Source organism: Neisseria sp. HMSC15G01, from assembly GCF_001808255.1.
Lineage (GTDB): Bacteria > Pseudomonadota > Gammaproteobacteria > Burkholderiales > Neisseriaceae > Neisseria > Neisseria subflava_A.
The window spans coordinates 98945-125799 of the sequence record NZ_KV792670.1; the positions used below are offsets into that span (position 1 = coordinate 98945).

26 protein-coding genes are annotated in these 26855 nt (G+C 48.6%); 8 read left to right on the plus strand and 18 right to left on the minus strand.

Annotation, left to right across the window (positions count from 1 at the left end):
• Positions 1-25 precede the first annotated feature (25 nt).
• Genes HMPREF3139_RS04195 through HMPREF3139_RS04205 form a run of 3 tightly spaced genes read right to left on the minus strand, consistent with a single transcriptional unit; the run spans position 26 to position 2035 of the window.
• Entirely contained in the window at positions 26-898 is an 873-nt protein-coding gene (locus HMPREF3139_RS04195) for a hypothetical protein (protein WP_070460762.1), read from the minus strand.
• Positions 899-901: 3 nt separating this feature from the next.
• Positions 902-1534 carry a DnaJ domain-containing protein gene (locus tag HMPREF3139_RS04200; RefSeq protein WP_070460763.1) on the minus strand — a complete coding sequence of 211 codons (633 nt, stop codon included), beginning with the start codon at positions 1532-1534 and terminating at the stop codon, positions 902-904.
• A gap of 15 nt (positions 1535-1549) precedes the next feature.
• Positions 1550-2035, minus strand: coding sequence for a YbaK/EbsC family protein (locus HMPREF3139_RS04205; protein WP_070460765.1), 486 nt, complete (start codon positions 2033-2035; stop codon positions 1550-1552).
• Positions 2036-2133: 98 nt separating this feature from the next.
• Between HMPREF3139_RS04205 and HMPREF3139_RS04210 the strand changes: the two genes are divergently transcribed.
• Complete coding sequence (locus HMPREF3139_RS04210) at positions 2134-2487, plus strand: RidA family protein (RefSeq protein ID WP_049349838.1); 354 nt, start codon at positions 2134-2136, stop codon at positions 2485-2487.
• A 128-nt stretch (positions 2488-2615) separates the two neighbouring features.
• A complete protein-coding gene (gene ttcA, locus HMPREF3139_RS04215; protein WP_070460927.1) occupies positions 2616-3575 on the plus strand; it encodes a tRNA 2-thiocytidine(32) synthetase TtcA in 960 nt (319 codons plus the stop codon).
• Positions 3576-3666: 91 nt separating this feature from the next.
• Here the strand turns inward: ttcA and HMPREF3139_RS04220 are convergent, their stop codons facing one another.
• The gene (locus HMPREF3139_RS04220) at positions 3667-4287 is read right to left on the minus strand and encodes a TetR/AcrR family transcriptional regulator (RefSeq protein ID WP_070460767.1); all 621 of its coding nucleotides are present in this window, start codon (positions 4285-4287) and stop codon (positions 3667-3669) included.
• A gap of 393 nt (positions 4288-4680) precedes the next feature.
• On the opposite strand from HMPREF3139_RS04220, the gene HMPREF3139_RS04225 reads away from it, so the two are divergent.
• From HMPREF3139_RS04225 to HMPREF3139_RS04240, 4 genes are all read left to right on the plus strand, one after another.
• On the plus strand, positions 4681-6726 hold the full coding sequence (locus HMPREF3139_RS04225) for a TonB-dependent receptor (RefSeq protein WP_070460769.1): 2046 nt from the start codon (positions 4681-4683) through the stop codon (positions 6724-6726).
• Positions 6727-7055: 329 nt separating this feature from the next.
• Entirely contained in the window at positions 7056-7454 is a 399-nt protein-coding gene (locus HMPREF3139_RS04230; RefSeq protein ID WP_070460771.1) for an extensin, read from the plus strand.
• Between the two features lie 100 nt (positions 7455-7554).
• Positions 7555-8790, plus strand: coding sequence for an MFS transporter (locus HMPREF3139_RS04235; protein ID WP_070460773.1), 1236 nt, complete (start codon positions 7555-7557; stop codon positions 8788-8790).
• A gap of 143 nt (positions 8791-8933) precedes the next feature.
• Positions 8934-9422: a DUF456 domain-containing protein gene (locus HMPREF3139_RS04240; RefSeq protein WP_049333782.1), complete on the plus strand. Its 489-nt coding sequence runs from the start codon at positions 8934-8936 to the stop codon at positions 9420-9422.
• A 69-nt stretch (positions 9423-9491) separates the two neighbouring features.
• Here the strand turns inward: HMPREF3139_RS04240 and HMPREF3139_RS04245 are convergent, their stop codons facing one another.
• The 6 genes from HMPREF3139_RS04245 to HMPREF3139_RS04270 all read right to left on the minus strand — a co-directional run bounded on the left by HMPREF3139_RS04245 (position 9492) and on the right by HMPREF3139_RS04270 (position 14841).
• A complete protein-coding gene (locus HMPREF3139_RS04245) occupies positions 9492-10151 on the minus strand; it encodes a YecA family protein (RefSeq protein ID WP_049348483.1) in 660 nt (219 codons plus the stop codon).
• 34 nt (positions 10152-10185) lie between these two features.
• Positions 10186-10977: a TrmH family RNA methyltransferase gene (locus HMPREF3139_RS04250; protein WP_070460928.1), complete on the minus strand. Its 792-nt coding sequence runs from the start codon at positions 10975-10977 to the stop codon at positions 10186-10188.
• A gap of 118 nt (positions 10978-11095) precedes the next feature.
• Positions 11096-11644, minus strand: a complete 549-nt coding sequence (locus HMPREF3139_RS04255) for a sigma-E factor negative regulatory protein (protein WP_070460775.1) — start codon at positions 11642-11644, stop codon at positions 11096-11098.
• Positions 11645-11649: 5 nt separating this feature from the next.
• Positions 11650-12249 (minus strand): RNA polymerase sigma factor RpoE, encoded by a 600-nt coding sequence (gene rpoE / locus HMPREF3139_RS04260; protein WP_036493687.1) that lies wholly within the window; start codon positions 12247-12249, stop codon positions 11650-11652.
• A 209-nt stretch (positions 12250-12458) separates the two neighbouring features.
• Complete coding sequence (gene tilS / locus HMPREF3139_RS04265) at positions 12459-13793, minus strand: tRNA lysidine(34) synthetase TilS (RefSeq protein WP_070460777.1); 1335 nt, start codon at positions 13791-13793, stop codon at positions 12459-12461.
• An 88-nt stretch (positions 13794-13881) separates the two neighbouring features.
• The gene (locus HMPREF3139_RS04270; protein WP_070460779.1) at positions 13882-14841 is read right to left on the minus strand and encodes an acetyl-CoA carboxylase carboxyltransferase subunit alpha; all 960 of its coding nucleotides are present in this window, start codon (positions 14839-14841) and stop codon (positions 13882-13884) included.
• A 204-nt stretch (positions 14842-15045) separates the two neighbouring features.
• Here HMPREF3139_RS04270 and HMPREF3139_RS04275 point away from each other — a divergent pair, with 204 nt between their 5' ends.
• Positions 15046-15447, plus strand: coding sequence for an RNA-binding S4 domain-containing protein (locus HMPREF3139_RS04275; protein WP_003679090.1), 402 nt, complete (start codon positions 15046-15048; stop codon positions 15445-15447).
• A 93-nt stretch (positions 15448-15540) separates the two neighbouring features.
• Here the strand turns inward: HMPREF3139_RS04275 and HMPREF3139_RS04280 are convergent, their stop codons facing one another.
• The 4 genes from HMPREF3139_RS04280 to HMPREF3139_RS04295 form a co-directional block, all read right to left on the minus strand.
• Positions 15541-16740 carry a hypothetical protein gene (locus HMPREF3139_RS04280; protein WP_070460780.1) on the minus strand — a complete coding sequence of 400 codons (1200 nt, stop codon included), beginning with the start codon at positions 16738-16740 and terminating at the stop codon, positions 15541-15543.
• 96 nt (positions 16741-16836) lie between these two features.
• A complete protein-coding gene (gene recD / locus HMPREF3139_RS04285) occupies positions 16837-18600 on the minus strand; it encodes an exodeoxyribonuclease V subunit alpha (RefSeq protein ID WP_070460782.1) in 1764 nt (587 codons plus the stop codon).
• 132 nt (positions 18601-18732) lie between these two features.
• Complete coding sequence (gene lolD / locus HMPREF3139_RS04290) at positions 18733-19416, minus strand: lipoprotein-releasing ABC transporter ATP-binding protein LolD (RefSeq protein WP_070460784.1); 684 nt, start codon at positions 19414-19416, stop codon at positions 18733-18735.
• Positions 19409-20659, minus strand: a complete 1251-nt coding sequence (locus tag HMPREF3139_RS04295) for a lipoprotein-releasing ABC transporter permease subunit (RefSeq protein WP_070460786.1) — start codon at positions 20657-20659, stop codon at positions 19409-19411. The genes lolD and HMPREF3139_RS04295 overlap by 8 nt, the downstream gene beginning before the upstream one ends.
• Before the next feature lie 214 nt (positions 20660-20873).
• Here HMPREF3139_RS04295 and HMPREF3139_RS04300 point away from each other — a divergent pair, with 214 nt between their 5' ends.
• Positions 20874-21161 carry a hypothetical protein gene (locus tag HMPREF3139_RS04300; protein WP_070460788.1) on the plus strand — a complete coding sequence of 96 codons (288 nt, stop codon included), beginning with the start codon at positions 20874-20876 and terminating at the stop codon, positions 21159-21161.
• A 62-nt stretch (positions 21162-21223) separates the two neighbouring features.
• On the opposite strand, the gene recR is transcribed toward HMPREF3139_RS04300, so the two are convergent.
• The 4 genes from recR to rnr form a co-directional block, all read right to left on the minus strand.
• Positions 21224-21829 carry a recombination mediator RecR gene (gene recR / locus HMPREF3139_RS04305; RefSeq protein ID WP_049348472.1) on the minus strand — a complete coding sequence of 202 codons (606 nt, stop codon included), beginning with the start codon at positions 21827-21829 and terminating at the stop codon, positions 21224-21226.
• A gap of 82 nt (positions 21830-21911) precedes the next feature.
• Entirely contained in the window at positions 21912-23765 is a 1854-nt protein-coding gene (locus tag HMPREF3139_RS04310) for a SurA N-terminal domain-containing protein (protein ID WP_070460791.1), read from the minus strand.
• 145 nt (positions 23766-23910) lie between these two features.
• Positions 23911-24258: an arsenate reductase gene (locus HMPREF3139_RS04315; RefSeq protein ID WP_070460793.1), complete on the minus strand. Its 348-nt coding sequence runs from the start codon at positions 24256-24258 to the stop codon at positions 23911-23913.
• 81 nt (positions 24259-24339) lie between these two features.
• On the minus strand, positions 24340-26820 hold the full coding sequence (rnr, locus tag HMPREF3139_RS04320) for a ribonuclease R (RefSeq protein WP_141743132.1): 2481 nt from the start codon (positions 26818-26820) through the stop codon (positions 24340-24342).
• Between the last annotated feature and the right edge of the window lie 35 nt (positions 26821-26855).

The window sequence follows — 26855 nt, forward strand, 5'->3', positions numbered from 1 at the left end:
AAACTTTCAGACGGCCTGAGTATTTTTAACCCAGTAAGCTGCGAATCTGCGGCCAGTAAAACAGGCAGGCTATCGAGCAAATAGCAATGCTAATACCGGCTGCATTAATGCTGCTGATTTTTTCCTTAAATTTTGCCGCACCAATCAGCGTACCCAAAACAATCACACCAATATTCATACCCGCAAACACCAAAGTCGGATTATCCTTCATGATTTGGTGTGCAGAAATGTAGGTAACAATATTCAAAAAGTTCAGACAGCCCAAAATCATACCGCCTACTATGCCCTCTTTGGTCCATTTGCTTCCTTTGGCAAACAGGTAGCCAAACATCAAGATGCCGGCCAAACAAAACGCCACCAGCAAATTGCCGGCAAACGCGGTACCGCTTTTTGCCACTTGTTTGAATAAAATATCGATGACGCCGTAGCCGCACCAAACGCCCAAAAGCAGCATTACTTGCGTGCTGAAGCCACCGGATTTCTTGCCGCCATCGCTTTTCCAAAGCAAGAAAAACAGTGCCGTAAATGCCAATACCAAACCTATCAGACGGCCTTCGGTCAACTGCTCATGGAAAAGCGTGAATGAAGCGACAATCGGCAGAAACAGCGATAAGCGTTGCGCCGCATCCGATTTGACGATACCTGCCGCATCTACCGATTTGCCCATAATGACAAACACGCTTGGCAGCAAAATGCCCAATGCCGCAAAAAGCCACCAAGTCGGTAAAAATACCTGCGGATTACTCAAATCAGGCTTTAACACCAGCATGGTCAAAGTGATGGCAACGATGTAGTTCACCGCCACCGCTTGCTCGATATTGATTTTTTGCTTGCGCGCCACTTTCAGCAGTACTGAAACCAACACGCTGCAAACGATACTTGCCAATAAATATGTCATGCTTTAGAACCATCCTTGATTAGAAACAGGCTTATCTTCATTCAGTTTAATCAATCCGACGACTACACGATAAATGAGCCAAACACCGGTTGCCGCCAAAATCAGCCAACCGATTAAGATAAGTATGGTCAGCATCCCTAAAACCATACCAATCAAAGACACCCAAAATGTCTTAATCAGATAATCAATATGGCTGGCGTAAATGCTGCCTTGCGCTTCATCGCGTTTGATAAACGCCAAAATCACACCGACGACGGGTGTAAACCAAATAAACAAGCCCAAGGCATATGTCACATAGGCAATAAAAACATAGTTTTTCACTTCGGATTTGGACGTATTGACCATATTGCCCCCCGTATTATTGTTCCCTGTATTATAGTTTGCCGTATGATTGGCCGCCGTATCATTGAAGCTGTTTTCTTTGACTTCCTGACGCTCGTACTGCATCGCCGCATCATAAGCCAGACGTTTTTCCGGATGAGACAATACTTCAAACGCCTGTCCGATGGCTTTGAAACGCTCCGCATCTTTCTGAATATCCGGATTGGCAACCAATTTACCGTAAGCCTCGCGGATAACGCTGATATCAGCATCCTGAGATACACCCAAGATTTCGTATAAATTTAATTGTTCCATCTGTATTCCTATCCTTTATGAATCGACTGCAACATGAACATCTTTCGGATTGAGCGTCCGCAGGTTTTCAGGCTTCATGCCTACGATAAACCCACGTTTGCCGCCATTGATAAAAATCTCGTCCAAAGCCCAAATGCTTTCTTCCACATAAACCGGCAATGCGGTTTTCATACCGAACGGCGACGTACCGCCAACCAAATATCCTGTCCATTTCGCCGCCTGATCTGCCGTTGCCGGCACGATGTGTTTCAAGCCCAGTTCGCACGCCAGATTGCGGGTAGAAATATGTTTGTCGCCGTGCATTAACACAACCAAGCCTTTTTTATGCTCATCCTGCAAAACGATCGTTTTGATGACCTGATGCTCGGGCTTGCCCGTACATTCGGCAAAACGCGCCGTACCGCCATGTTCTTCATACGCATAAACATAAGGGACAAAATCAATTTTCTTACTGCGTAAAAAGCGCACTGCCTGCGTAACCGGATATTCTGCTTTACTCATGGTTGTTTTCCGCCACCCTTTTCAGACGGCCCCTCTTAAATGTGGAACGTAAACAACTGCAATGTTACCATACCTTCTTTTTGAAATCAGGAGACAACATGGACATCCGCTATCTTGGCACAAGCAAACGCTATTCGGAAGCCGTCGTAGCCAACGGCTTGGTTTTCCTCTCTGGCATGGTTCCCGAAAATCCTGAAGCCGACGCCAAAGCACAAACTGAAAACGTTTTGGCGCAAATCGATTCATGGCTCGCACAATGCCAATCCGACAAAGCCCACATTTTAGAAGCTACCATCTATCTGCCCGATATGAACGACTACGCCGCTATGAATGAAGCCTGGGACGCATGGACAGCCCCTGAGCGCGCTCCGGCCCGCGCCTGCGTGGAAGCGAAACTGGCTTCACCAGACTGGAAGGTTGAAATCAAAATTACCGCCCTTCAAATCAAATAAAGCACAAATATCAGGCCGTCTGAAAACGCCGCTTCAACCAAGCAAGCGCAGTTTTTCAGACGGCCTTTATTCTTTTGAGGTACAATACCGCCCTTAAATTTTTCTATTATTTCAAAGCACAAACAGCCATGTCCAAAAAAACCAAGCAAGAATTAGAAAACAACAAACTCAGCAAACGCCTGCGCCACGCCGTCGGCGATGCCATTAACGATTTCAATATGATCGAACCGGGCGACAAAATCATGGTCTGCCTCTCCGTCGGCAAAGACAGCTACGCCCTTTTAGATATTCTGCGCCAGCTTCAAGCCAGTGCGCCGATTGATTTCGAACTGGTCGCCGTCAATCTCGACCAAAAACAGCCGGGCTTCCCTGAAGAAGTATTGCCGACCTATCTCGAAAGTATCGGCGTTCCCTACAAAATCGTTGAAGAAGACACCTACTCCACCGTTAAACGCGTGTTGGACGAAGGCAAAACGACTTGTTCGCTGTGCAGCCGTTTGCGCCGCGGTATTCTCTATCGCACTGCAAAAGAATTGGGCTGCACCAAAATCGCCTTGGGACACCACCGCGACGACATCCTCGCCACCATGTTCCTGAATATGTTTTACGGCGGCAAACTCAAAGCCATGCCGCCCAAACTGGTGAGCGACAACGGCGAACATATCGTCATCCGTCCTCTGGCGTATGTCAAAGAGAAGGACTTGATCAAATACGCCGAGCTGAAGCAATTCCCAATTATCCCATGCAACCTCTGCGGCTCCCAGCCCAACCTGCAACGCCAAGTTATCGGCGACATGCTGCGCGATTGGGACAAACGCTTCCCCGGCCGTATCGAGTCCATGTTCTCCGCCCTGCAAAACGTCGTTCCATCACATTTAGTCGATACCGAACTCTTCGACTTTGTCGGCTTGGAACGCGGTCAAAACCTGAAACACGGCGGCGACTTGGCGTTTGACAGCGAAAAAATGCCGGAACGTTTCTCCGACGGCAGCGAAGAAGACGAAAGCGAAATCAAAATCGAACCGCAAAAAGCCGAACGCAAAGTCATCAATATTTTGGCAAATAAACCCAAAACCTGCGGTATGTAAACGCGTTTAGACATTCAGACGGCCTTTCGGTAGCTATTTACCGAAAGGCCGTCCGAATATTCATATTTAAAATTTTTCTATTCTTTTTTATCTATTCTTTCCCTGACAAACCGTGCAGCAGCAATCCCAATACGTCTTGCGGCAGCTTTTGCGGCGCGGCGGCATAAAGCGCGGTCAGTTGAGGATGGCGCATCAATATATCCGCCTGACGAATGAACAGGTCGATGAGTTCCACCGGCAAATCGGGCTGAATCAGGCGGCGTTGTTGCAGAGCATGGAAGAATCCGCGCATAAAGGCGTATTTTTCTTCGTTCAATTCGCGGAAAAAGCGCTCCAGCTCCAAATCGATGTTCTCTTCAATGTCGCGCAGGAAAGCGGCGGAATAAAGTTCTTCAAACGATTGTTTTTGCAGGGCAAACACAGCCTCAGCGGCTTCGCGCAGGCTGCATTGCCGTTCAAGCAGATTTTCAAATTCGGCACGGACGCGGTTTTTCTGCTCGGTAACTATTGCCTGCAAGAGTGCGTTTTTACCGCTGTAATATTTGTAAAAAGTGACGCGGCTGACGTCGGCCTCAGCGCAGATGCTGCCTACGGATACGGCGGAAAAGCCATGTTCGCGGAACAGGCGGCGGGCGGTGTCGGCGATGGTTTGTTGTTTGCTGGCAGTCATGACGGTAAGAAGATTTTGATTTTGTTCATAAAGGGTTTTCATTAAAGTTATCCGCAAGTCGGATACTCATCATATTTCCCCACGGCGGCAATGGCAATACGGCGGCGTTTCAGACGGCCTCTTTCCTTATTCCTTCACTGCCCTACTGATAGAGGCTGTCGAATGCTTAGCAGGCTAAATTCATGAAGATTACATAATTTTCCTCCTCCAACCTTCTTCCCCAAATAGGAGAGGGATTTTTTTGGACAATTCACGATAAGAGGGGAAACAAAGTGAATGATAAACACTTGCATTCCTGTTTCTTATTTCTTATACTTTACATTAATAGTTTGTTTTATGTAAATGTGTAAACACAAATATTTGCATACTGACGGAGCAATTGGATTACCTGATGTTCAATCCACCCCGACGTATGCCGTCTGAAAGGATAAGGAAATGCAGAAACACACCCTCCGCCGCCTCCCCCTATTGATTGCTGCCGCTTTCGCCTCCGAATGGATTTATGCCGCCGATGCGGCGCAAGATGCGGAACAGGTGCAGTTGGAAGAAGTCGTCGTAACCGGCGAACGCACCAACCGCAGCGGCTTTGAAACCGCCACGTCCAACCGCGTCTTCACCACGCCGAACATCGACCGCAGCGGCCACAACCTTTCCGCGACCGACCTGCTGAAACAGACCGTAAACACGGTGGACTTGGGCAGCGGCAACGATTTGCCGACCGTGCGCGGTGTGGACGGCTCCGGTCCCGCCGTCGGCGCGGTGGCGTTTTTCGCGGGCACGCGGCCGCGCCTGAACCTCTCCATAGACGGCCGCTCCGCCACTTACAATGAATTCGCCTTCGGCACGCAGTCGCTGTGGGACATGCAGCAGGTGGAAGTCTTGCGCGGGCCGCAAAGCCATGTGCGCGGGCAGAACGCGGTGGCGGGCGCGGTGGTGATGCGTTCCAAAGACCCGACCGACGAATGGGAAGGCGCGCTGCGCTTGGGTTTGGGCAACCAAAAAACGCGTAATGTTGCCGGCGTAGTGTCCGGCCCGATTGTGAAAAACAACCTTGCCTTCCGCTTGAGCGCGGAGCGGCAGCAACGCGAAAGCTACGAACCGTTCGTGTCCTATGAGCCGACCGGCAACCCGCGCCGCGTGGAAAACACCAACGTGCGCTTCAAACTCCTGCTCACGCCCGAAAACCATCCCGATTTTTACAGCCGCCTGACGCTGAACCACATCCGTTCGCGCGCGCCGCAAAACGAAATCATGGGCAACACCGCCAGCCGCCGCTTTTTAAAAGAAAAGCCCGTGTTCGTAACCGGCTCGACATCGGGCATCTGGGACGTATCGTGGCAGCTTAACGACTATCTGAAACTGGAAAACAAACTGATTTACGGCCGCTACCACAACGAGCGGCTGCACCTGCCGATGACCGTCAGCCCGCAAGGCGTGCCCGCCGAACTCAAAGGCCGCGAACTGCAATGGGAGCCGGTATTGCATTTTTCCAACAAAGGTCGTCTGAAAGGCCTTGCCGGACTGCACTACTTCCGCAGCAAACAAGACGAATGGGTAGATATCCGCAGCGTCGGCGGCCGCAACACCTTTGACGACCGCAACAGCGTGCGCGCCCTGTTTGCCGAAACCACATACAGCCCCAGCGAAAAATGGGACATCACGGCCGCCGCCCGCCTTGAAAAAGAAACGCACAAACGAAGCGGCGGCAGCGGCGCGCTGCACCTTGATTTAGACAAAGGCCAGACCGTGTTCCTGCCCAAAATCGACATCGCTTTCAAACCCACCGACCAATGGGTCAGCGGCATCAAAGCCGCGCGCGGCTACAATCCGGGCGGCGCGGGCATCACTTTCGGCCGCCCTGTCGTAACCTACACTTATGAACCCGAATATGTGAACAACTACGAGTGGTACACCCGCTGGCGCAGCGCAGACCACCGCCTGCAACTCACCGGCAACCTGTTCCTGAACCACTACCGCGACATGCAGCTCCCCTTCTATCTCGGCACCAACTCCGTCGTCATCCGCAACGCCAAAAAAGTCCATACCTACGGCGCGGAACTTGCCGCCGACTGGCAGGCGACCGACAGCCTGAAACTCACCACCGGACTGGGGCTGCTCAACACCAAAATCAAAAGCTATCCCGACAGTGGCATCGAAGGCAACAAACTCGGCCGTGCGCCCAAATACACCGCCAACATCGGCGTGAAATACCTGAACGACAAAGGCTGGGAAGCCGGCGGCGACGTGCGCTTCTACGGCGGCTACTACTCCGCCGCCGACAATGCCGAATCAGGCAAAATCGGCGCATACAACCAAGTCAACCTCTACACCGCCTACAACTTCAAACAAGGCCGCATCTCGCTCTACGCCGACAACGTGTTCAACCGCCGCCGACCCATATTCATTTCTAGCGCCGACCGCCAAGACGCACTCTACCAACGCCCCAGAAGCGTGGGCGTGAGCGCGGAATGGAAGTTTTAGGCGGGGCTGAAATGATGGAGGCCGTCTGAAACAATCGTAGGTCGGGCATCAATGCTCTACCTACGGTGACTGGAATAACGAAGGTCGTCTGAAACAGCCGTAACAACCGATTATCGTCATTAGCTTACGCAAGTCTGCTTCGCTACCCCCGCGCAGGCGGGAATCCAGACCTATCCGCACAGAAACTTATCGGATAAAGAAGTGCCTTCGAGTCTCCATTCTGGATTCCCGCCTGCGCGGGAATGACGGCACAAGAAGTCTAAATAAAAAGCCAAGCATAAATGCCCAACTATTAACCTACCCTGCTTCCCAACACCCAAAGGAATCCGATGCACTACTTCACCCCCGCCAAAACCCTGCCCGAAGGCACCATCTACCTGACCGACCTGACCCACGTCGCCGACTTTTCCGACTGGCTGGCCGAATTCGAAACCCTGTTAAACCAAAACCGCCGCTTCGCCACCGTCTGCACCCCCATGCGACGGCAGGTAAGCGACGAACAGCGCATTGCCGACCGCAAAACCTACATCGAATGGATAAAGGCACACCGGCCGCAACTCGCCGAACGCTGCGCCGCCATGCTCCTCATCGAACCCGACGCGGCGCAACTGGCGTTCTTCCGCGAACAATCGTCCAAACTCGGCCCCGCGCTGGGCGTGAACTACATCGTCGAAGCAGATGAAACAACCGCCCTGCTTCGCGCAGAAGAAGCGTTGAAGGCCGTCTGAAAAGATACTAAACCTATTTAAATACAAATCAAGTATTGCCACCCAATATGTTCAGACGGCCTTGTCCCTTTATTTGCCTTATCTTCAAAAGAATCATGTGATGTCCGACAATCAGACTTCCCCAAACTCACGCGACTGGCTGCTGCTTATCGGCGGCAGCACTTACAAATTCACGCTAACCGGTTTTTATCTGGTCGCGCTGATCGCTATTTTGAAAAATCACGGTTACAGCCTGAACCAACTGAGCTGGATTCATTTAATCGGCAGTATCGAAGCAGCGAAAGTATTGTTTGCCGCACTGATGGAGCAGCGGCCGGCGGGGCGGTTCGGGCGGTTTCGCGGCTGGCTGCTGACGGCGACACTGGGGCTTTCGGCAGTATTCGGGCTGATGGCCTGCACCGACATCACGCAGAATTTCCCGCTACTTCTGGCCTGCTGCGTTTTGCTCTCGGCCATGTCGGCGGTGTACGGCTGCGCGATGCTGGGTTTGTCGTGCATCGTCCTGCCGCACCGCGAACGCGGTTTCGGCGGCGTGATTCAAACGATGGCGGCACGCGGCGGCAAGATAATCGGCGGCGCGCTGGTGTTGTGGCTGTATCAGGAATACGGACAGACGGCGGCGGCCGGCTTTATGCTGGCGTTCAGCCTGCTGATGTTGCTGCAACTCTTGTACTACCGCGAGCCGGGAAGTCCGACGGCGCAAGGCAGTTGGACGGCGTTGGCAACGCGGCTGGTTTCTTTTTGGCAGCAACCTGAAACGGGCTGGCGGTGGCTGGTTTTGCTGTTTGCCGTTGCCGTACCGTATGCGTTTATGGCGGCAACCTTTGTGCCCAAGCTGGCGGATTTGGGCTTCAACCCGAAGCAGACGGGCGGGATTCTGGCGGTGGGCATTCCTGTTGCCTGCCTGATCGTTACGCCGCTGTCGGGCTGGTTTTCGCGCAATTATTCACGCCGCAAACTCGTGTTCCTACTCTACGTGCTGCAACTGCCGCTTTTGGCATCCATGACCGCCATCGATACGCTCGCACGCGTCCACCCTTGGCTGCCCCCCGCGCAAATCATCGCCCTGAGCCTGAGCTACACGCTACTGCTGCCGGTGATACTAGCGTTGGTGATGGACAAATCCGACCGCGCCACCGCTGCACTCGACAGCAGCCTGCAATTTTCTGTCGTCCTGCTCGGCAGTTACGCGGCCGGTTTCTCCGCCCTACGTCTGGCAAAGGCTATTGGTTATACAGATGCGTATTGGGTTGCAGTGTACTTGGCCGTATTGGTAGGCCTGCTTTTATATTTGAATAGAAATTTATTCAATCATTCGGATCGTGATTCACAATAATTCGCTTAGGTATTTATTCATCGATTTTAATTGAGCGCTCCTCTGGATAATTTTTCATTTTATTGCACAATCTCTCATGAAAATATAACAAAATGTGCCCATAATACTGCCGTTATTACACTCTTAAATTCAAAAGGAACCTCATGACTGCTGTTCTCATCGTTCTCGGCTTGATCGCCATTGTTGTCGGCATTTTAGGCACGATTTACCCTGCCTTGCCCGGATTAGGTTTGATGTTTGGTGGTGCATGGCTGTTGGGTTATGCCGGCGATTATCAAGTGTTTGGCTCGGGTACGCTGACATTTTTGGCCATCGTTGCCGTATTCGGCACTGCGATGGACTATGTGGCAGGGGCATTGGGGGCAAAATATACCGGAGCAAGTAAAACCGCGGTTTGGGGCGCGTTTATCGGCGGCATCGTCGGCGCATTCTTCTCCATTCCCGGCTTGTTGCTCGGCCCTTTGACCGGTGCGGCCATCGGCGAATTTATCGCACGCAAAGACACTTGGCAGGCAGGCAAAGTCGGTATCGGTACGTTTATCGGCTTCATCATCGGTACTGTGGCCAAAATCGGCTGCGCATTGACCATTGCGCTGACCATTCTGTTTGTTTGGTTGGCCTCATTGTTCTAAGACAAAACATTAAAGGCCGTCTGAATTTCAAGTATTCAGACGGCCTTTTCATTTCACTATTTATTTTTCTTATTTGCCGCAGCAGGCTTTGTATTTTTTACCGCTGCCACATGGGCAAGGATCGTTGCGACCCACTTTTTCGCCTTCGCGGCGGACGGTTTGCGGTTTATTGATGATGGCCTGCCAATACCAGTAAATATCCAGCAGGACGTGCGGCAAATCAGATTCCAACTGGGTCAGCTCTTTTTCATTCAGATGCAAGATGACTTCGCCGTTTTCCTCATCGTCATAGATGCCGCCCAAAGCCATAATCGGATAGAACAAATCTTCAAACTCTTCCTGATCGACTGCCTCAAACCAATCGGTAGGCACAATATCCAGTGCGTAAAGGTAGGCGTTACACCATGTGTAGAAATCCGGATTGCCGGCTTCGTCTTCATAAAACCACAAATCAGGCAGGATTTTCTCATTAAGCTTCATGCGCATATCGGCGGCCATTGCCATGACCAAACGCTCGATTTCGGTACGCTCTTTGGCATCAAACAAGGATTCTTCACCCAAAATTTCAGGCAGCCAGTTGGTCGGATTCAAAGCATCCGGACCGCTCAACAAAGCCATCATAAAACCCTGCACTTCATCACAACGCATGGTGTTGTGGGCTTCGGATTTGGCATCCAGCAATTCCATCAATCGGCTGCGTGCCGCTTCATCAAAAGTCAGTATTTGCATTTTCGTTCCTTAAAATAAAATCGTATTATGGTTTTCAGACGGCCTGGGCATGGATACGTTGCCGCATTTGTTCAAACAGACAAACCGTTGCCGCCATCGCGACATTCAAGGATTCGGTTTGCCCCAACATGGGGATTTTGACACAGGCTTCAGCCTTCTCTTTCGTCGTTTCACTCACGCCGCTGCCTTCGTTGCCAAACACCCAAGCGCAAGGTTGGTTGAGGTTCATTTCATACAAACCGATATTGCGGCCACCCAAAGCTGTTGCCCAAATTGGATGCTGATACGTTTCCATCCAAGCGGATAATTCCACCCGACTGAAAATAGACAGCAGAAAATGCGCGCCCATTCCCGCCCGCAACACTTTGGGCGACCAGATATCCACGGAATCATTGCTGCACACGATTTGCTTGACTCCGGCCGCCGCCGCGCTGCGCAAAATCGTCCCTGCATTACCGGGGTCTTGTACCCGCTCTAATACCACGCAATCGCCGTCTGAAGGCAAGCCTGCCTGTTTCGGAATATCAATCCAAGTCATCACATCATCGGCATCGGTCAGACTGGTGATTTTAGACAGCGCTTCGTTACCGACCCAAGTAATCAATCCCTCGTCCAACTGCGCCGTAATTTCTTGAATTTCAGGATGTTGCTGTTTCTTTTCAGGCAGGTAAACCTGTTTGGGCGTACCGCCGCTTTGCAAATAAGTTTGCAGCAGATGTACGCCTTCCAATACGGTTTCACCGCTTTCGCGCCTTGCTTTGGCCTGCGTCAAAAGACGGAATAAATGTTTGAGCTGTTCGTTTTGAGCAGAGGTAATCAGTTTCATGGAGCGCATTATAACTGTTTTTGACTTCTTTGAAGCTATGCTTTCAGACGGCCTGACGGTTTTACTGCAAAAATAAAAACCCTTGCCATAAAGCAAGGGTTTTGCATGATTTCATTTTTTACTGCACAACAGTCTGCTGCTCATTTTTCTGCTCGGTACGGACAGTCGGACGGTTTTCAATCTTGCCATCTTTCGCCGCATTCGGCACAACGGTTTCACCAGGCTCAGAAGCCACTTTATCGTCAGGCGTACCGCTTACCGGAATGATATCTTGTGCAGGCTGAACATTAGACTTCTCAACAACCGGCATAGCGTCACGAGAAGTTTGCGGCGTAAACTGCCATGCCGTCACAGCAATGGCACACACGCTGGCAGCGGCTGCAAAGAATTTAAAGAAGCCGTTATTGGCCGCTTCGCGGTGAGTATATTTTTTCTGCTTGCCGGCAATCTCAGCTTGAGGCACTGTAAATGCTTTGCTTTGCATGGTTTCATCAGCCACCTTCGCCGCCGCACCCTGACGGATACAGTCGCCGATAATGTGGTACTCATGCCAAGCGCGCAATGCTTCCTCGTCTGCCAATACGGCATCCAGCATCTCATCAGTCAATGCTTCACCGTCCATCAATGCGGACACATACTCCAATGCTTTATTTGTTTTGTCGTTCATTTTTATTACCACCTTTGATCTTCAGAAGTATCCAACAGCGGCCGCAAATCTTTTGCAATCAGTTCACGCGCTCTGAAAATACGCGAACGTACTGTACCTATCGGACAATCCACTACCCGAGCTATTTCTTCGTAAGACAAGCCATCCATTTCCCTAAGCGTAATGGCTTGACGCATATCGTCTGGCAGTTGCGCGATGCTTGCTTCGACGGTCTGCAAGATTTCCCGATTCATCATTTCAGCTTCCGGCGTATGGTAATCCGCAATCTGATCGGTTAAATCAAGAACATCTCCCTCCTCATTGGCCGCTTCCGAGCTGACAAAAAACTGACGACCCGAAGTGGTCAGGAAATTCTTTGCCGTATTGATACCGATACGGTACAGCCATGTATAAAATGCACTTTCTCCACGAAAATTTGCCAATGCACGATAAGCCCTAATCATTGCCTCTTGGGTTACATCGTGCACTTCATGCTCATCCTGAATAAAACGGGAAATCAGTCTGTTTAGCCGACGCTGATACTTGGACATCAGCATCTCGAATGCCTTATGGTCACCTTTCTGTGCGCGCTCCACCAAAACTTGATCTATTTGGCGATCGTTCATATTCAACCTTTAATCGTTTTACTGCTTTAAACCAAAAATAGTAAAGCGTGCTGTGCACAGTAAAGACAGCAACGCTTTGAAATAGTTCCACGAGATTACATTTAATCGCAAAAGTTTATTCGTGCAGATGCTCTAACATAAGCTGTATTGCTTATTATATATACACTTAGCACAAGTAGTTAAATTACTAATACTTACTAAATTTAAAGTTATTCTCTTTGCTTTTCTGCTATATATTTGACCAACTTTTCATGAACAGGCAGATAGCCTTCCCCTATTTGAACATCGCTTCCCACCCGAAGATTAACAACAGCAAGGCACTTGTTGCCCATACTTAGGATAATCGGCCAATATTTACGGACGAGTGGCACAATATGACACTCTTGCAATAGTTTTTCGACTGATTTTTCCCTCTGTCCCGACTGAATCACATCACTTTTGGCCACACTTCTAAGTACCGCCGGCTTCTCCAACTCCTCTGCCGACAAACCTCCCTTAAACGGTAATAAAACAAAACCATTTTCGAGCAAAATATCTTTCAGACGGCCTTGAACTTCCCTGCCATTACACCAAGGCAGTTTTTGAAACTCACTTTCCTGATAAACAAACAGCTTGTCTCGATATGCGACCAGTTCCCCATCTGACAAATTCAACTGCGCCTGATCTACGGTTTCTAACACTCGGGCAAAATCGGCAATACTGTGATAAGAAGGCAATGATTCCGTTTGCTTTCGTAAAAAATACCAAAGCAACCGACGACGCAAAAGCGGCGTACATTTCCGCCACAGACTGATGTTGAATATTCCGTTTGGACTGATGCGCTGATATTCAGACTCAATCAATTCATCTAAAAGCTGCAAATCTTCCTGCAATAATCGAACATTGGCACAAATTTGCCGCTCAAAATTCGGAATACGCTGCTGCCATTGCGGTAAAGCCTGATTTCTCATCCAATTGCGTAAATAGCCGGAGTCTTCATTACTTTCGTCTTCAACAAAAGATAATCCCCATTGTTGCGCATACTCAGCCAGTTCCTGACGGGAAAATGCCAAAAGCGGTCGCCAAATTTGAATCTCTTCATTTAAATCACGCCATACCGGCATGGCCGCCATACCGCGCAATCCGCCCCCGCGCACGGCTGACAGCATAAATGTTTCGATTTGATCATTGCGATGGTGTGCCAAAACAATAATTTTCTTCAGGCCGTCTGAAAATGCCTGATATCGTGCAGCCCTAGCCGCCGCTTCCAAACCTTTTCCTTGTTTTTCCACATTGACACGACACACTCGCAAGACAACATTCAGACGCTGACAATAATCCTGACAAAATTTAGCCCAACTGTCGGCATTAGTGCTTAAACCATGATGAACATGAACGGCGCGCAAATCAAAATGGCTAAATTCGCGCATCCGATGCAAAAGATGCAGCAGGACGACAGAATCCAATCCGCCACTCAAGCCAACTTCAACAACAGTATGGCTCGGCAAATCAGGAACAGCTGCTTGAAAACTTTTAAATAGGGAATCAGGGGATACTTGCGACATTTCAGATGGCCTGAAATTGTGAATAACTCAAAAATAGAACACAAAAAAAGCAAGCAGCGGTATCTGCTTGCTTTTTCAGCAGTAAAACTTATTTATCGGTAAATTTACCGTAAGCCATGATGCGGTCGAAACGGCGAGCAAGCAAGTCAGGCATGGTCATGCTTTGCGCTTCGCTTAATTGCTGTTCCAAAACGGTTTTAACGTTTTTCATCGTGGTTTCAAAATCACGGTGTGCGCCGCCCAAAGGCTCATCAATCACTTTATCGATGACGTCCAATTCTTGCAGGCGTTTGGCGGTAATACCCAATGCTTGCGCGGCATCTGCTGCTTTTTCAGCAGTTTTCCAAAGAATAGAGGCGCAACCTTCGGGAGAAATCACCGAATAAGTCGAGTATTGCAGCATATTGACGTAGTCGCCGACAGCCACTGCCAATGCACCACCCGAACCGCCTTCGCCAATAATGGTGCACAATACCGGCACATGCAGGCGGGTCAGTTCGTATAAATTACGGCCGATGGCTTCAGACTGGCCGCGTTCTTCCGCGCCAATGCCAGGATACGCACCCGGGGTATCGACAAAGGTCATGACCGGAATATTGAATTTTTCGGCAGTCTGCATCAAACGCAGTGCTTTACGGTAACCCTCAGGACGCGGCATACCGAAATTACGGCGGATTTTTTCTTTGGTATCGCGGCCTTTTTGATGACCGATAACCATCACGCTTTGGCCGTTGAAACGCGCCAAACCGCCGACAATGGCATGATCGTCAGAATAATGGCGGTCGCCGTGCAACTCTTCAAAATCGGTAAAAATACCGTTGATGTAGTCCAAAGTATAAGGTCGTTGCGGATGGCGGGACACTTGTGAAATTTGAGCCGGAGTCAGCTTGCTGAAAATCGACTTGGTCAACTCACTGCTTTTCTTTTGCAGTCTGGCAATCTCGTCGGAAATATCAACGGCAGATTCATCTTGTACGAATCGCAACTCGTCGATTTTATTGGTTAATTCGGCGATGGGTTGTTCGAAGTCCAAAAAAACGGGTTTCATAAAACAAAGCTCTCGGTAACGGTTGCTGACATGATACGCTAATCAGACGTATTTGACAGCATTTCTCAAAGGGAAACTGCCATCTTTTGCAATAAAAAATCTTTCAGACGGCCTTTAACAAAGAAATAGTATATCTGCACTAAATGAATGAAGTGCCGTATCTTATGATAAACTTCAATTCAGTTCAATCATTTCAAACAGGCTATGAAAAACGATCATGACAATTCGTCCATGCGCTTGGACAAATGGCTGTGGGCCGCACGCTTTTTCAAGACCCGCGCGCTGGCACAAAAACATATTGAGCTGGGCAGGGTTTTGGTAAACGGCTCGAAGGTGAAAAACAGCAAAAATATTTCTGCCGGCGACACCATCGACATGACTTTGAACTCCCTACCCTACAAATTCAAAGTTGCCGCGCTCAATCATCAACGCCGCCCGGCACCGGAAGCGCGTTTACTCTACGAAGAAGACATGAAAACGGCTGCCGAACGCGAAGCTCAAAAACAACTCGACCAAGCCAGTCGCATCAGTGCCGCTTATCCGGACGGACGCCCAACCAAACGCGACCGCCGCCAGCTCGACCGTATGAAGCGCGATAGCTGGTAAAGCGTTTCATCCATTGTTTCAGACGGCTCTATATCCATGCCGTCTGAAAACTAAAAACAGGCAGGACATCCTGCCTGTTTTTATTTGTGATGATTAAAATTTATACTCTAACTGACCACGAATAACGTTTACATCCTGCTTATCCGTACCGACGGTAGGCGTAACCTGTTTGCCGGCCAAATAGAAGCCTTTGAGTTTCCAGTTTTTCCAAGGAATATAGGTCGCACCGATTTGCACGCCTTGGACATTTTTGCTGTAATCCTCAGCAGAAGAGACACCGGACAACGATCCGACACGGCGGTAGTTCAAGAATACGTCGTAAGAATTGCGGGCATTCCAGTCGGCTGATTTATAGCGCACTTCAGTGAACACGCCATCATTTTTGATTTTTTGTCCGGCATCATTATAGGCTTTGATATTGGACTTGCTGACTGCAGCCATCCAATGCCAATCGTCATTAAATTTGATGTCCGTACCGATTTCTCCGAAGACCGCATTTTTCTTCGCACCGCGTACATCGATGTCTTTCATGTAGCTGACGGTTGCGCCGACGTTAATATTCTCATTCACAGGCAACATGCTTTGCACCGCGGCAAAATGTCTGCGGCGGCCGCCAATGCCCCATGCGTTGTCGTTCAGATTGCCAGTACGGCGGCCCGCATAGATTTTGGTAGGCAGGGTTTTATTGTCGAAGAAGATTTCGCCGCCGGTTACTTCGGTATCCCATACGCGGCCATAGGAAGAGAATGCGCCGAATTTACCGACACGCGCTTTAATGTTGTTGTACAAAGTACCTTCGGCATACAGTTTATTGACCGGCACATCATGATCGCCGTTGAACTTACCGGTTTCCAAATCGATATTCGGCTCGATTTGTGCAACCAATTTCCAGTCTTTGTACAGTTTCGCGCGCAACCAAAACTCCGCATTAAAGTTGGCATTGGTATCTTCAGGCGTCGGATTGATACCGCTGTTATTGGCATTGATGTCTTTGGTATCCGCACGTACGCGCAAACCACCATTCACAGTCAACAAATCATTGAAAATACTGATTTTATCGTCATCTTTACGAATGATACTGCCGGAATTGACGTAATCGTTGGTGGTGGCCAAAGCCGCCGCATCATGCCCGCCATCAGCATTTTCTGCCAAAGAATAAGACGATGAAGCCAATAAAATACAGGTTACAATCAGTTTGGTTTGAAATTTCATGCCGACTCTCCAAAAGAAGGTATTGAAAGTGAAGTATTCGATAAAGCGTACAAAATTATGAATTTCGTATAAATTATTCATTTTATTTACTAATTATTTTTATCGTATGTAAATTAGTGTAATCAGTCAAGCAGATTTAAACGCTTTATCCTCTTTCAGACGGCCTCTTGATTCAAGTCAAACAGAATCCTGCTCATCAAGCTGTTCAAACTGCCGTTCCAAGGCATCGGCCAATGCCGTCCTGCGTTTTTGGTGGCATCCCACAGCCTTAACCAATTCCTCTGCATTTCCCCAGAACACGAAACGTTCACGCGCGCGGGTAATGGCTGTGTAAAGCAAAGCCTTATCCAACCCTCGGGCTTCCTCTTCGCCCTCCGTCGTTGCAGGCACTGACGGCGGAAACAGCCATACTTCCCGATATTCCGAACCTTGACTCTTGTGCACCGTCATGGCAAAAGCCGATTCAAAATCGGGCAAACGGCTGATGGCAATTTTTTTAAATCCATCTTTCTCAGGAAAATAGGCAGACAAGCCATTCAACGATTCTTCATCTTTCATAATCAGCCCGATGTCGCCGTTAAACACTTCCAGCATGTAATCATTGTGGGTAATCATGATGATTTGTCCGGCAAACCAAGGCGTTTCGCCCGAAACCTTGCCTTGTCGTTGCAAATATTCTTGATAAGCCTGATTCAAATCATCCGCATCCTGCCGCCAAGCCGCCAATACCACCACATCGGCCGCATGACCGTAGGCGAGTGCGACATTATTCTCTGCCACGGCCTGCCAATAATCCTGTTGCTTTTGATACAGCAAGGCGACCTGCTCTTTCAGACGGCCTGATTTCATTTCCAATTCTTTGGGGAACTTGTCAAACTGTTCGACCGCAGTTTGCTTTTCCCCGGACACCACCGCCCTTGCCAAACAACCAATACCGCTGTCTGCACCAAAACGGTGGCTGAACGTCAATTTAGCATTGTTTTGCGATAAAGCCTGTGGCTGTCCTTTAATCTCAAAACCATGATCGGGCAGGTAAACTTCCAACTTTTCAGCAGTTTCTTTATCCAAAGCCGTCGGACGCGACAATGCTGCCAACACGGCTCCCAAGCCAACCGACGGCAACTGGTTTTCATCGCCAAGCAACACCAGACGACAGCCGGTCGGCACGGCACGCAACAAATCCAATACCAGCGGTAGATCCAACATCGAAGCCTCATCCACCACCAAAACATCCAAAGCAAGCGGATATTCATGATTAAATGCAGGGCGCATTTGCGGCGGCCGCAGTTTCAGCAAACGATGGACAGTCTGCCCTTCCAAGTTTTCTAAATGAGCTTTAATGCTCGGAGACAAATCAAAACCATCCAAAGCACGTTGCAAGGCCCGTGCCATATGCGCAGCCGCTTTGCCCGTCGGCGCCGCCAACGCAATACGGGGCAGCTTCGTACTGTTATTACAAATCAGACCCAAAAGCTTTGCTACGGTCGTCGTCTTACCCGTACCCGGCCCGCCGGTAATCAGCATAAAGTTTTGCAGCAAAGCCAAAGCCGCAGCATCCCGTTGCTCTTTACTGTCTTTAGTATCAAACCAATCGCTCAGACTTTTTGAAGCCGCCATAAAATTCACTTCTTCCGCCTCGGCACTTGCCAGCCGTTTGATTTCAATAGCCAAATCATGCTCCAACTGCCACATCCGCCCCAAAAACAATTTCCGGCCTTGCAGGATAAGCGGTTTATCCGCATTACCGACCAAGTTCGGCAAGTTGCTTAAGGCATCGACATCCGCTTTATCCAAGTAAATAAACGAATGCCCGTTTTGCAAGGCTGCAAACAGTCGAACCACATAAGGCTCAATAACGGATGCGCCCTGTACTTCGTGGCGGCGGAAAAACGCTATGGCCGCATCTGCGGCAGAGGAAAGGATAGAGTCGGTCGGATTCATGGCTCAGAATTGATTGATACGGAAAAAAGAAAGGCCGTCTGAAAAACAGTGTTTCCATAAATGAAAACCTATTTTTCAGACGGCCTCTATTATACCGTTCAAAACATAAAATATTTGCCTGAAATAATAACCTTATTGCAGCACTTGCAGACTGCCGTCTTTCATGGTCATTACCCGGTCGAAACGCTCAGCCAGCTCGTCATCATGGGTTACCACAATCAGGCTGGTGTTCAATTCGCGTTTCAAATCCAGCATCATATCCAGCACATTTTGCGCATTTTTACGGTCAAGGTTCCCCGTCGGCTCATCTGCCAACAGGCATTTCGGTTCATTAACCAAAGCACGGGCAATGGCCGCACGCTGACGCTCGCCGCCGGAAAGTTCGCTCGGACGGTGCAGCATACGCTTGTCCAAGCCGACCTTTTTCAGCATCTTAACAGCCTTCTCCTCAGCCATCGCCTTGGGCATTTTGCCGATTAAAAGCGGCATCATGACATTTTCCAAAGCAGAAAACTCAGGCAATAGATGGTGGAACTGATACACAAAGCCCAAATAACGGTTGCGCAATTCGCCCAACTGTTTTTGGCTCAAACCGCCCAAATCCTGATCCATCAACATTACCTTGCCTTCAGACGGCATATCCAAACCACCAAGAAGGTGCAGCAATGTGGATTTACCGCTGCCTGACGAACCGATGATACTCACGCTTTCCGCTTCGGCAACTTCAAAATCTAAATGATTCAACACTTGTACATTCAATGCGCCGTCATTATAGCTTTTGCCAACGCCGATACATTTCAAAATTGTCTTACTCATAACGCAAAGCCTCCGCAGGTTGGGTTTTTGCAGCACGCCAGCTCGGATATAGTGTGGCGATAAATGCCAAGCCAAGCGAAATGCAGGCAATAACGGCGACGTCCTTCAAGTTCACATCACTAGGCAGGTAATCGATGAAATAAACCTGTGAGTTAATCAAATGCACGCCAAACAGGTCTTCAAAAAATGCGACAATCTTGCCGACATTCCAACCCAGCAATACACCGCATACTACACCCACAAGCGTACCGAAGAATCCTGCAAACGCACCCTGCACCAAGAAAATCTTCATGACGCCGCCCGGGGATAAACCCAAAGTGCGCAAAATCGCAATATCGGCTTGTTTTTCCGTTACCGCCATTACCAAAGAAGAGACGAGGTTAAACGCAGCAACCGCGATAATCAATGTCAAAATGATAAACATCATGCGTTTTTCCAACTCAACGGCTTCAAAATAACTGCGGTTGTTAAACGTCCAGTCGCGCACCCATACCTCATCTTTTTTAGCATCAGGAATCAACTTGGCAATGAAAGACGGCGCATTCTGAGGATCAGCCAGTCGCAAACGCAGCCCGCCGACATTTTCACCCAGTCGATACAAGACTTGCGCATCCTTGATATGCGTCATGGCCAAGGTATTATCGACTTCATAAACACCGGTTTTTACCACACCGACTACATTAAACTGCTTCAAGCGCGGTACTACGCCGGCAGGGGTAACGTTACCCTCTGGTGTAATCACTGTAACCTTGCCGCCCATCTCCGTACCCAATGCCTCAGCCAGCCCTTGGCCCAAAATAATATCAAACTCGCCCGGCTTCAAATCATCAAAACTGCCGGCCGGCATATCCTTACCGTAATCGACGACATTTTTTTCTTCAGACGGCAAGATACCGCGTATTTGCACACCGCGTACTTCTCCGGCATTGGCAAGCAAAGCCTGATCGGAAACATAAGGCGCGCTGGCCAATACTTCCTTTTTGCCTTTTACAAATTCGCGCAAATTCTGCCAACCCGGCGCACTGCCGACATCGTAATAGCCGATTTCCGCATGAGGTGCGACGTTCAACAATTGACCGCGTATCTCTTTCTGAAATCCGTTCATTACCGATAACACCACAATCAGCGCCGTTACGCCCAAGGCGATGCCGGCGATTGAAATCATGGTAATAAATGACATAAAGCCATTGCGTTTTTTCGCACGTAAATAGCGCAGGCCTATCCAAGTTTCTAAAGAAGCCATTCAAAAATGCCTCATTCGTTTGTCAAAAAAGGCTTATTGTACCGTAAAACCGACAGGTCGTCCGATTGCCCGACTGATATAGCATTCAGGGATAAAGTGTATGTAAAACCATGTATCTTCCCGTAAATTCCGCCGAAAAACTTGCACAATCTGCCAATCGCCCTTATTCTGAAGCTGTGACACACTTTGTCACCATCAAAAAGGAAATACACTAATGAACAGCAAAAAATTCTTGGCCCTCGCATCCGTAGCTGTAGGTTTGTCATTCAGCTTCAATGCATATGCCGCCAAAGAAATCAAAATCAGTTCAAACAATACCGCTTACTCCGACGCCGATGTTCAAAAACTGGCAGCCACTGCTGTCGGCATGGGCGTAAAAGAACCTGTCAGCCTCAACAGCGGAAACGGTGTTGTTACCGTATCCGGCAGCAGCGCAACCAAATGTGCATTCAAAGTCGGTAACGGAGATACGCCTCAAATTCAAGGTGTCAGTTGCAAATAATCTGATTTAATCAATGAAAAGGCCGTCTGAAAAACTTTCAGACGGCCTTTTTATATTGCCATTTAAGATTGAATATTCCTTCTATCGTAAACAGCCTGAGCCAAAGTACCAGCATCCACATATTCCATCTCACCACCCAAAGGGATTCCCCTCGCCAATCGACTGACTTTATAAGGAAGATTTTTAAACAATTCCGCCAATACATATGCTGTCGCATCGCCTTCGGCTGTGAAGTTGGTTGCAATGATAATTTCCTCAATATCACTCGCCTGCAAACGGACAACCAGCTTATCTAACGCTACTGCCGAAATATCCATGCCCTGCGCCGGACTGACTTGCCCCATCAGAACGAAATACAGGCCATCATGACAATTAGCCGCCTCCATGCTGGAGACATCCGCCGGCATATGCACAATCATCAAACGGCTTTTATCGCGTTTTTCGTCTGCGCAAATTTCACACAAATCGCCTTCGCAAAATGTGTTGCACATCCGACAATGTTGCACCTGTCTCAAAGCAAACTGCAAAGCATCCACCAACTCCTGCGCTTCTTCGCGTTTGTACTGTAAAAGCTGGTAAGCCATACGCTGGGCGGATTTTGGGCCGACATTGGGCAGGATTTTTAATGCATTAATCAAGCGGACAAAGGCATCAGGATTTTTACTCATGATTTCAGACGGCCTTTAAAAAGATAGCTAAAAATAAGAAAACAGCCGGAATTCATCCGGCTGCCCTACTCAAATACTCTGCTTATTCGGCAGCATTATTAACTTGCTGTGCGCCTTGCTTACGATCGATTTTTTTATCCAAATACTGGAGTAAATTATCGAACACATTGGCAGAAAGCTGCTGAACCAAAGCCTGTTTGGCAGCCGGAATCTGTGAATCGGCATTTTCAGGAGCAGAAACGCTCTGAACTTCCATAATCACCGGCGCAGGCATACCTTCCAACAATGTATACGCAGGTTTGCCGCCGACAGGACGCGCTTTCAGCAAAGCCGCATAAGCTTCCGGAGACATGGTTTTACGTGCATCTTGTGCGCTCAATTGAGAAACAGGCGACCATTGAATATCGGCAGCTTTACCGGCTTTCAATGCGGCCAAAGTTTCTTGGGCTTTCTTCTCCGCCAGTTTGGCAGCTTTAGAGCGCAGATATGCTGCACGGACAGTGTCTTTGACTTCTGCAAATGGTGCAATTTTCTCTTCGCGCACTTCTTTCGCACGAATGACCCAAACGGTATCGTTGTTGATGGCGATCACTTCAGAATTGTGTTTTTTCTTCAGTACATCATCACTAAACGCGGCATTAATCAATGCTTCAGGCAAGCCGGCTTCCTTCGCGCCCGCTTTGGTCACCCACTCATCCAAGTTTTCCACTTTCAAACCTGAATTGGCGGCTGCTTTTGCCAAAGAAGATGGATCATTGAAGGCATCTTCACCCAATTTTTCTTTAGCGGCATTAAAGGCAGAAGCTGCTTTTTTCAGTTTCAAGGCTGCTTCGATACGCGCTTTGGCTTGTTCCAAAGTCGGCTCAGCTTCGACATTCAAAACTTTGATAACGTGATAACCCAAAGATGATTTAACGGTATCGCTGACTTCGCCTTTGCCCAATGCAAATGCCGCTTTATCAAATTCAGGTCCAAAGCCACTGCCGCCGCTTTTGCTCAGGTAGCCCAAATTGCCGCCTTTGTTGCTGCTAGACAAATCTTTGGAGTACTTGGCCGCCAGCTCGGCGAAAGCATCTGGGTGCGCTTTGAGCTCTGCAGCCATTTTATCTACTTCGGCTTTAATTTCCGCATTGCTTGCTTCATCTCCGTTAGGCATAACAGGAATGAAAATATGCGCAATTTCGGCTCTTGGCGACAAATCTACGCTTTTGCTGTCGTAAGCTTTTTGTACTTCTTCTGCGCTGACGGTTTGCTTGTCAGCCAAATCTTTGATGTTCAAAGCCACATATTCCAGCTTAACGGCTTGAGGAATCAAGTAATCTTTCTTATGCGCTTCATAATACTTTTGCAAAGCCGCATCATCTACTTTTACTTGTGCCGCAAATGCTTCAGGGCTGAAAGTAAATGAACGGATGGTACGTGTTGCTTGAGTCAGGTTAATCAACTGACGCGCTTGCGCATCGCTGACCAACGCACCGTTTTGCACCAAATTCAACAGATTTTGCAATTGGAACTGTTCACGGATGTCTTCAACAAACTGATCCTCCGTCATTTTGCGCTGATCCAAATACTTCTTGAGCAAATCCTGACTGAATTTGCCAGAAGCATCATGGAAATTCGGATCATCCACGATAACTTGCTTGATTTGTTCCTGAGACACAGCAATGCCCATCAGCTTGGCACCCTGCTTCAGGTAAGCTCTTTGCAATAAAGATTGGAATATCGCATCACGCGAAGGCGCATTATTGCCGGCAGCCTGCTCATTTTGTATCGCAATCTGTAAAGCATGCTCGCTGACCTTCTCATCCCCGACTTTGACAATGTAATCAGAACCCGGCGAAGACAAGTTATTGGCACCGAATCCGATAAAGGTCAGACCGATGATACCTAAAACAATCTGGGCGGGTGTTTTATATTTTTCAACAATATGGAACATATTTATCCGAAAGAAAAGTTTGGCGCGGCAGCCTGAAAATGCTGCCGCAAAAATCTTAAAATCCTGAAAACAGGCTCAAAGCGCGTATTGTAACGTATTTTTTCGAGGCTTGCTTTTTCAGACGGCCTAAAAACCTAAAAATGCCTTATCCGAAAATTTCCTGATACGCTTCTACTGAAAATCCGACATGAACCTGTCCTTCTTTGACCAATACAGGCCGCTTGATGATACTGGGATTTCCCACCATCAAAGAAATCGCACCTTCTTTTGTCGCGGCAGATTCTTGCGCATCTTTATCCAACTTGCGCCAAGTCGTACCTCTTTTATTGAGCAAAATTTCCAAAGCCGCCTGCTCCAGCCAGCCATCAATCAATTCGGCAGTCGGGGCGTTTTTCTTAAAATCTACAAACTCAAACTCGATGCCGTTTTCCGCCAACCAACTGCGCGCTTTTTTAACCGTATCGCAATTGGGAATACCGTATAGTTTTATCATCTTATTTATCCTTGGTTTTATTCATAAAATCACGAATTCAGGCCGTCTGAAACTTTTCAGACGGCCTGAATTGAATGCTACTTATTTCTTAGCAGCTTTCTTCACTTTAATCTTCACGCTTTTACCTTGAGCATTATTTTTACGCCCGGCTTTGACGGAAGCTGTTTTCGCCTGCGCTTTTTTCTTGCTTGCGGCTTTAGGTTTGCTTGGCTTAGTAGGCTTAGAGGCAGGGTTACTTTTCACCTTGCTCTTCTTTGCCTTCACAGGAGTAGCCAACGCTTCATCAATTTCTTTAGCCGAAAGTTTACGCTTACGCTTTTCGACAGGCTTGTCAGCAGCTGTCGGCTTACTCACAGGTTTCGCTTTTCTTCCGCCGCGTTTCTTACCGACTGAACCGCCGCTGATTAAGGTCAAATCAATCTTGCTGGTATCCAAATCGGCACGCGCGACTTTTACAGTAACCGTATCGCCCATATTGAAACGGACACCGCTGCGTTCGCCCTCAATTGCCATAATTTCAGGACGGAAGTTGAAATAATCCTCTCCCAAATCGCTGATGTGTACCAAACCGTCGATATGAATGTCGTCCAAGGTTACAAAAATACCGAAGCTTGTCATGCCCGAAATCTTACCACTAAAGACTTCGCCGACTTTGTCGCGCATATAATAAGTTTTCAGCCAGTTTTCCACATCGCGGCTGGCATCATCGGCTCGGCGCTCGCAGAAAGAGGTATGCACGCCCAAAGCCTGCCAGGTTTTATTGGGTTGGTAAATTTGTCCGTTCAATACAGCTTTGATAGCACGATGCACCGTCAAATCCGGATAACGGCGGATAGGCGACGTAAAGTGTGCATATGCACCATAAGCCAAACCAAAGTGACCGTCGCAATGCGGCTCATAAACCGCCTGTTGCATAGAACGCAACATCATCACTTGCAACAGCTCCGCATCTGGACGGTTTTTAAATTGTTCGGCAAGCGCAGCATAATCTTTCGGCGTCGGATTATCACCGCCACCCAAACTCAGCCCCAGCAAACCAAGCTGCTCGCGTAAAGTGGCCAGTTTTTCGGGAGTCGGGCCCAAGTGATTGCGGAACAAAGCCGTATGTTTGTTTTTCAGCAAAAATTCTGCCGCGCAAACATTCGCCGCCAACATACATTCTTCAATCAGCTTGTGCGCATCATTGCGGACAACGGGAACGATCTTGTCGATTTTACCGTTGTCATCAAAAATCATCTGAGTCTCAACGCTCTCAAACTCAACCGCGCCACGCTCGAAACGTTTTTTCTGCAAGATTTTAAATAACTTATATAGAGTATCGATTTGCTGCTTAAACGGATGATCCCGGCCGTCTGAAATCCAATCCCAAACTTGATTGTAAGTCAGTCGCGCATGCGAACGCATTACTGCCGGATAGAAACGGTATTCCTTGATATTGCCGGCATAGGTAATCACCATATCGCACACCATACACAGGCGTTCAACATCAGGATTGAGCGAGCAGATATCGTTGGACAACTTCTCCGGCAGCATCGGAATCACACGGCGTGGGAAATACACGCTGGTACTGCGTTCCTGAGCATCTACATCAATTCCGTCATCAGGACGGACATAATGGCTGACATCGGCAATCGCCACCACCAAACGGTAATTGCGGCCGACTTTTTCAGCAAAAACCGCATCGTCAAAGTCCCGCGCAGTTTCACCGTCAATGGTTACCAAAGGCAAATCACGTAAGTCCACACGCCCTTTCAAGTCGGTTTTACGCACATGATCAGGAATTTTCTTCGCGGCTTTGACACACGCTTCGCTGAATTGATGAGGCAAATGGTGCTTGCGTACAGCGATTTCAATTTCCATACCGCTGTCGGCATAATCGCCCAACACTTCAATCAGCTTAGCCACTGCAGGACGATGCGCTTCAGGATACGTCTCAATTTCAGCCACAATCACCTGGCCGGATTGCGGTTTAAAGTGCGCCACGCTTTCAGGTTCCAGTACGATACTTTGGCTCAAACGCTTGTCTTCGGCCTCCAAAATGGCCACGCCGCGATCCATATAAAAACGGCCGACCACTTTAGACTGCGCACGCTCCACTACATCCAAAACCGTACCTTCACGACGGCCTCTGCGGTCGATACCGGCAGGACGAACGGTAACAATATCCCCGTGCATTACACCGCGCATTTGACGCTCATACAAAACGAAATCGCCCTCGCCTGTCGGCGTTAGCGGCACGGCAAAACCAAAGCCGTCTTTATGCGCTTCGACACGGCATTTAACCAATGCCAATTTTTCTGCAGCACACACCGCGCCACGTCGGTTGATCAACACCTGACCATCGCGTGCCATCGCTTTCAGACGGCGCTCGAAGAATTCATATTCATCTTCTGTAATCGACAATTCATGTGCCAAAGCTTCGATTTTTGTCGGCACACCTTTTTGTTCCAATAATTCAATGACCCATTCACGGCTGGGCAACGGATGAGCGTAACGTTGTTTCTCCCGCTCCAAATACGGGTCTTTTTCTCGTAAATTTAAAGATTTAGTATTTTTGTTCATTTTGATAGTTGACATTCTTTTTTTAAAATATATAA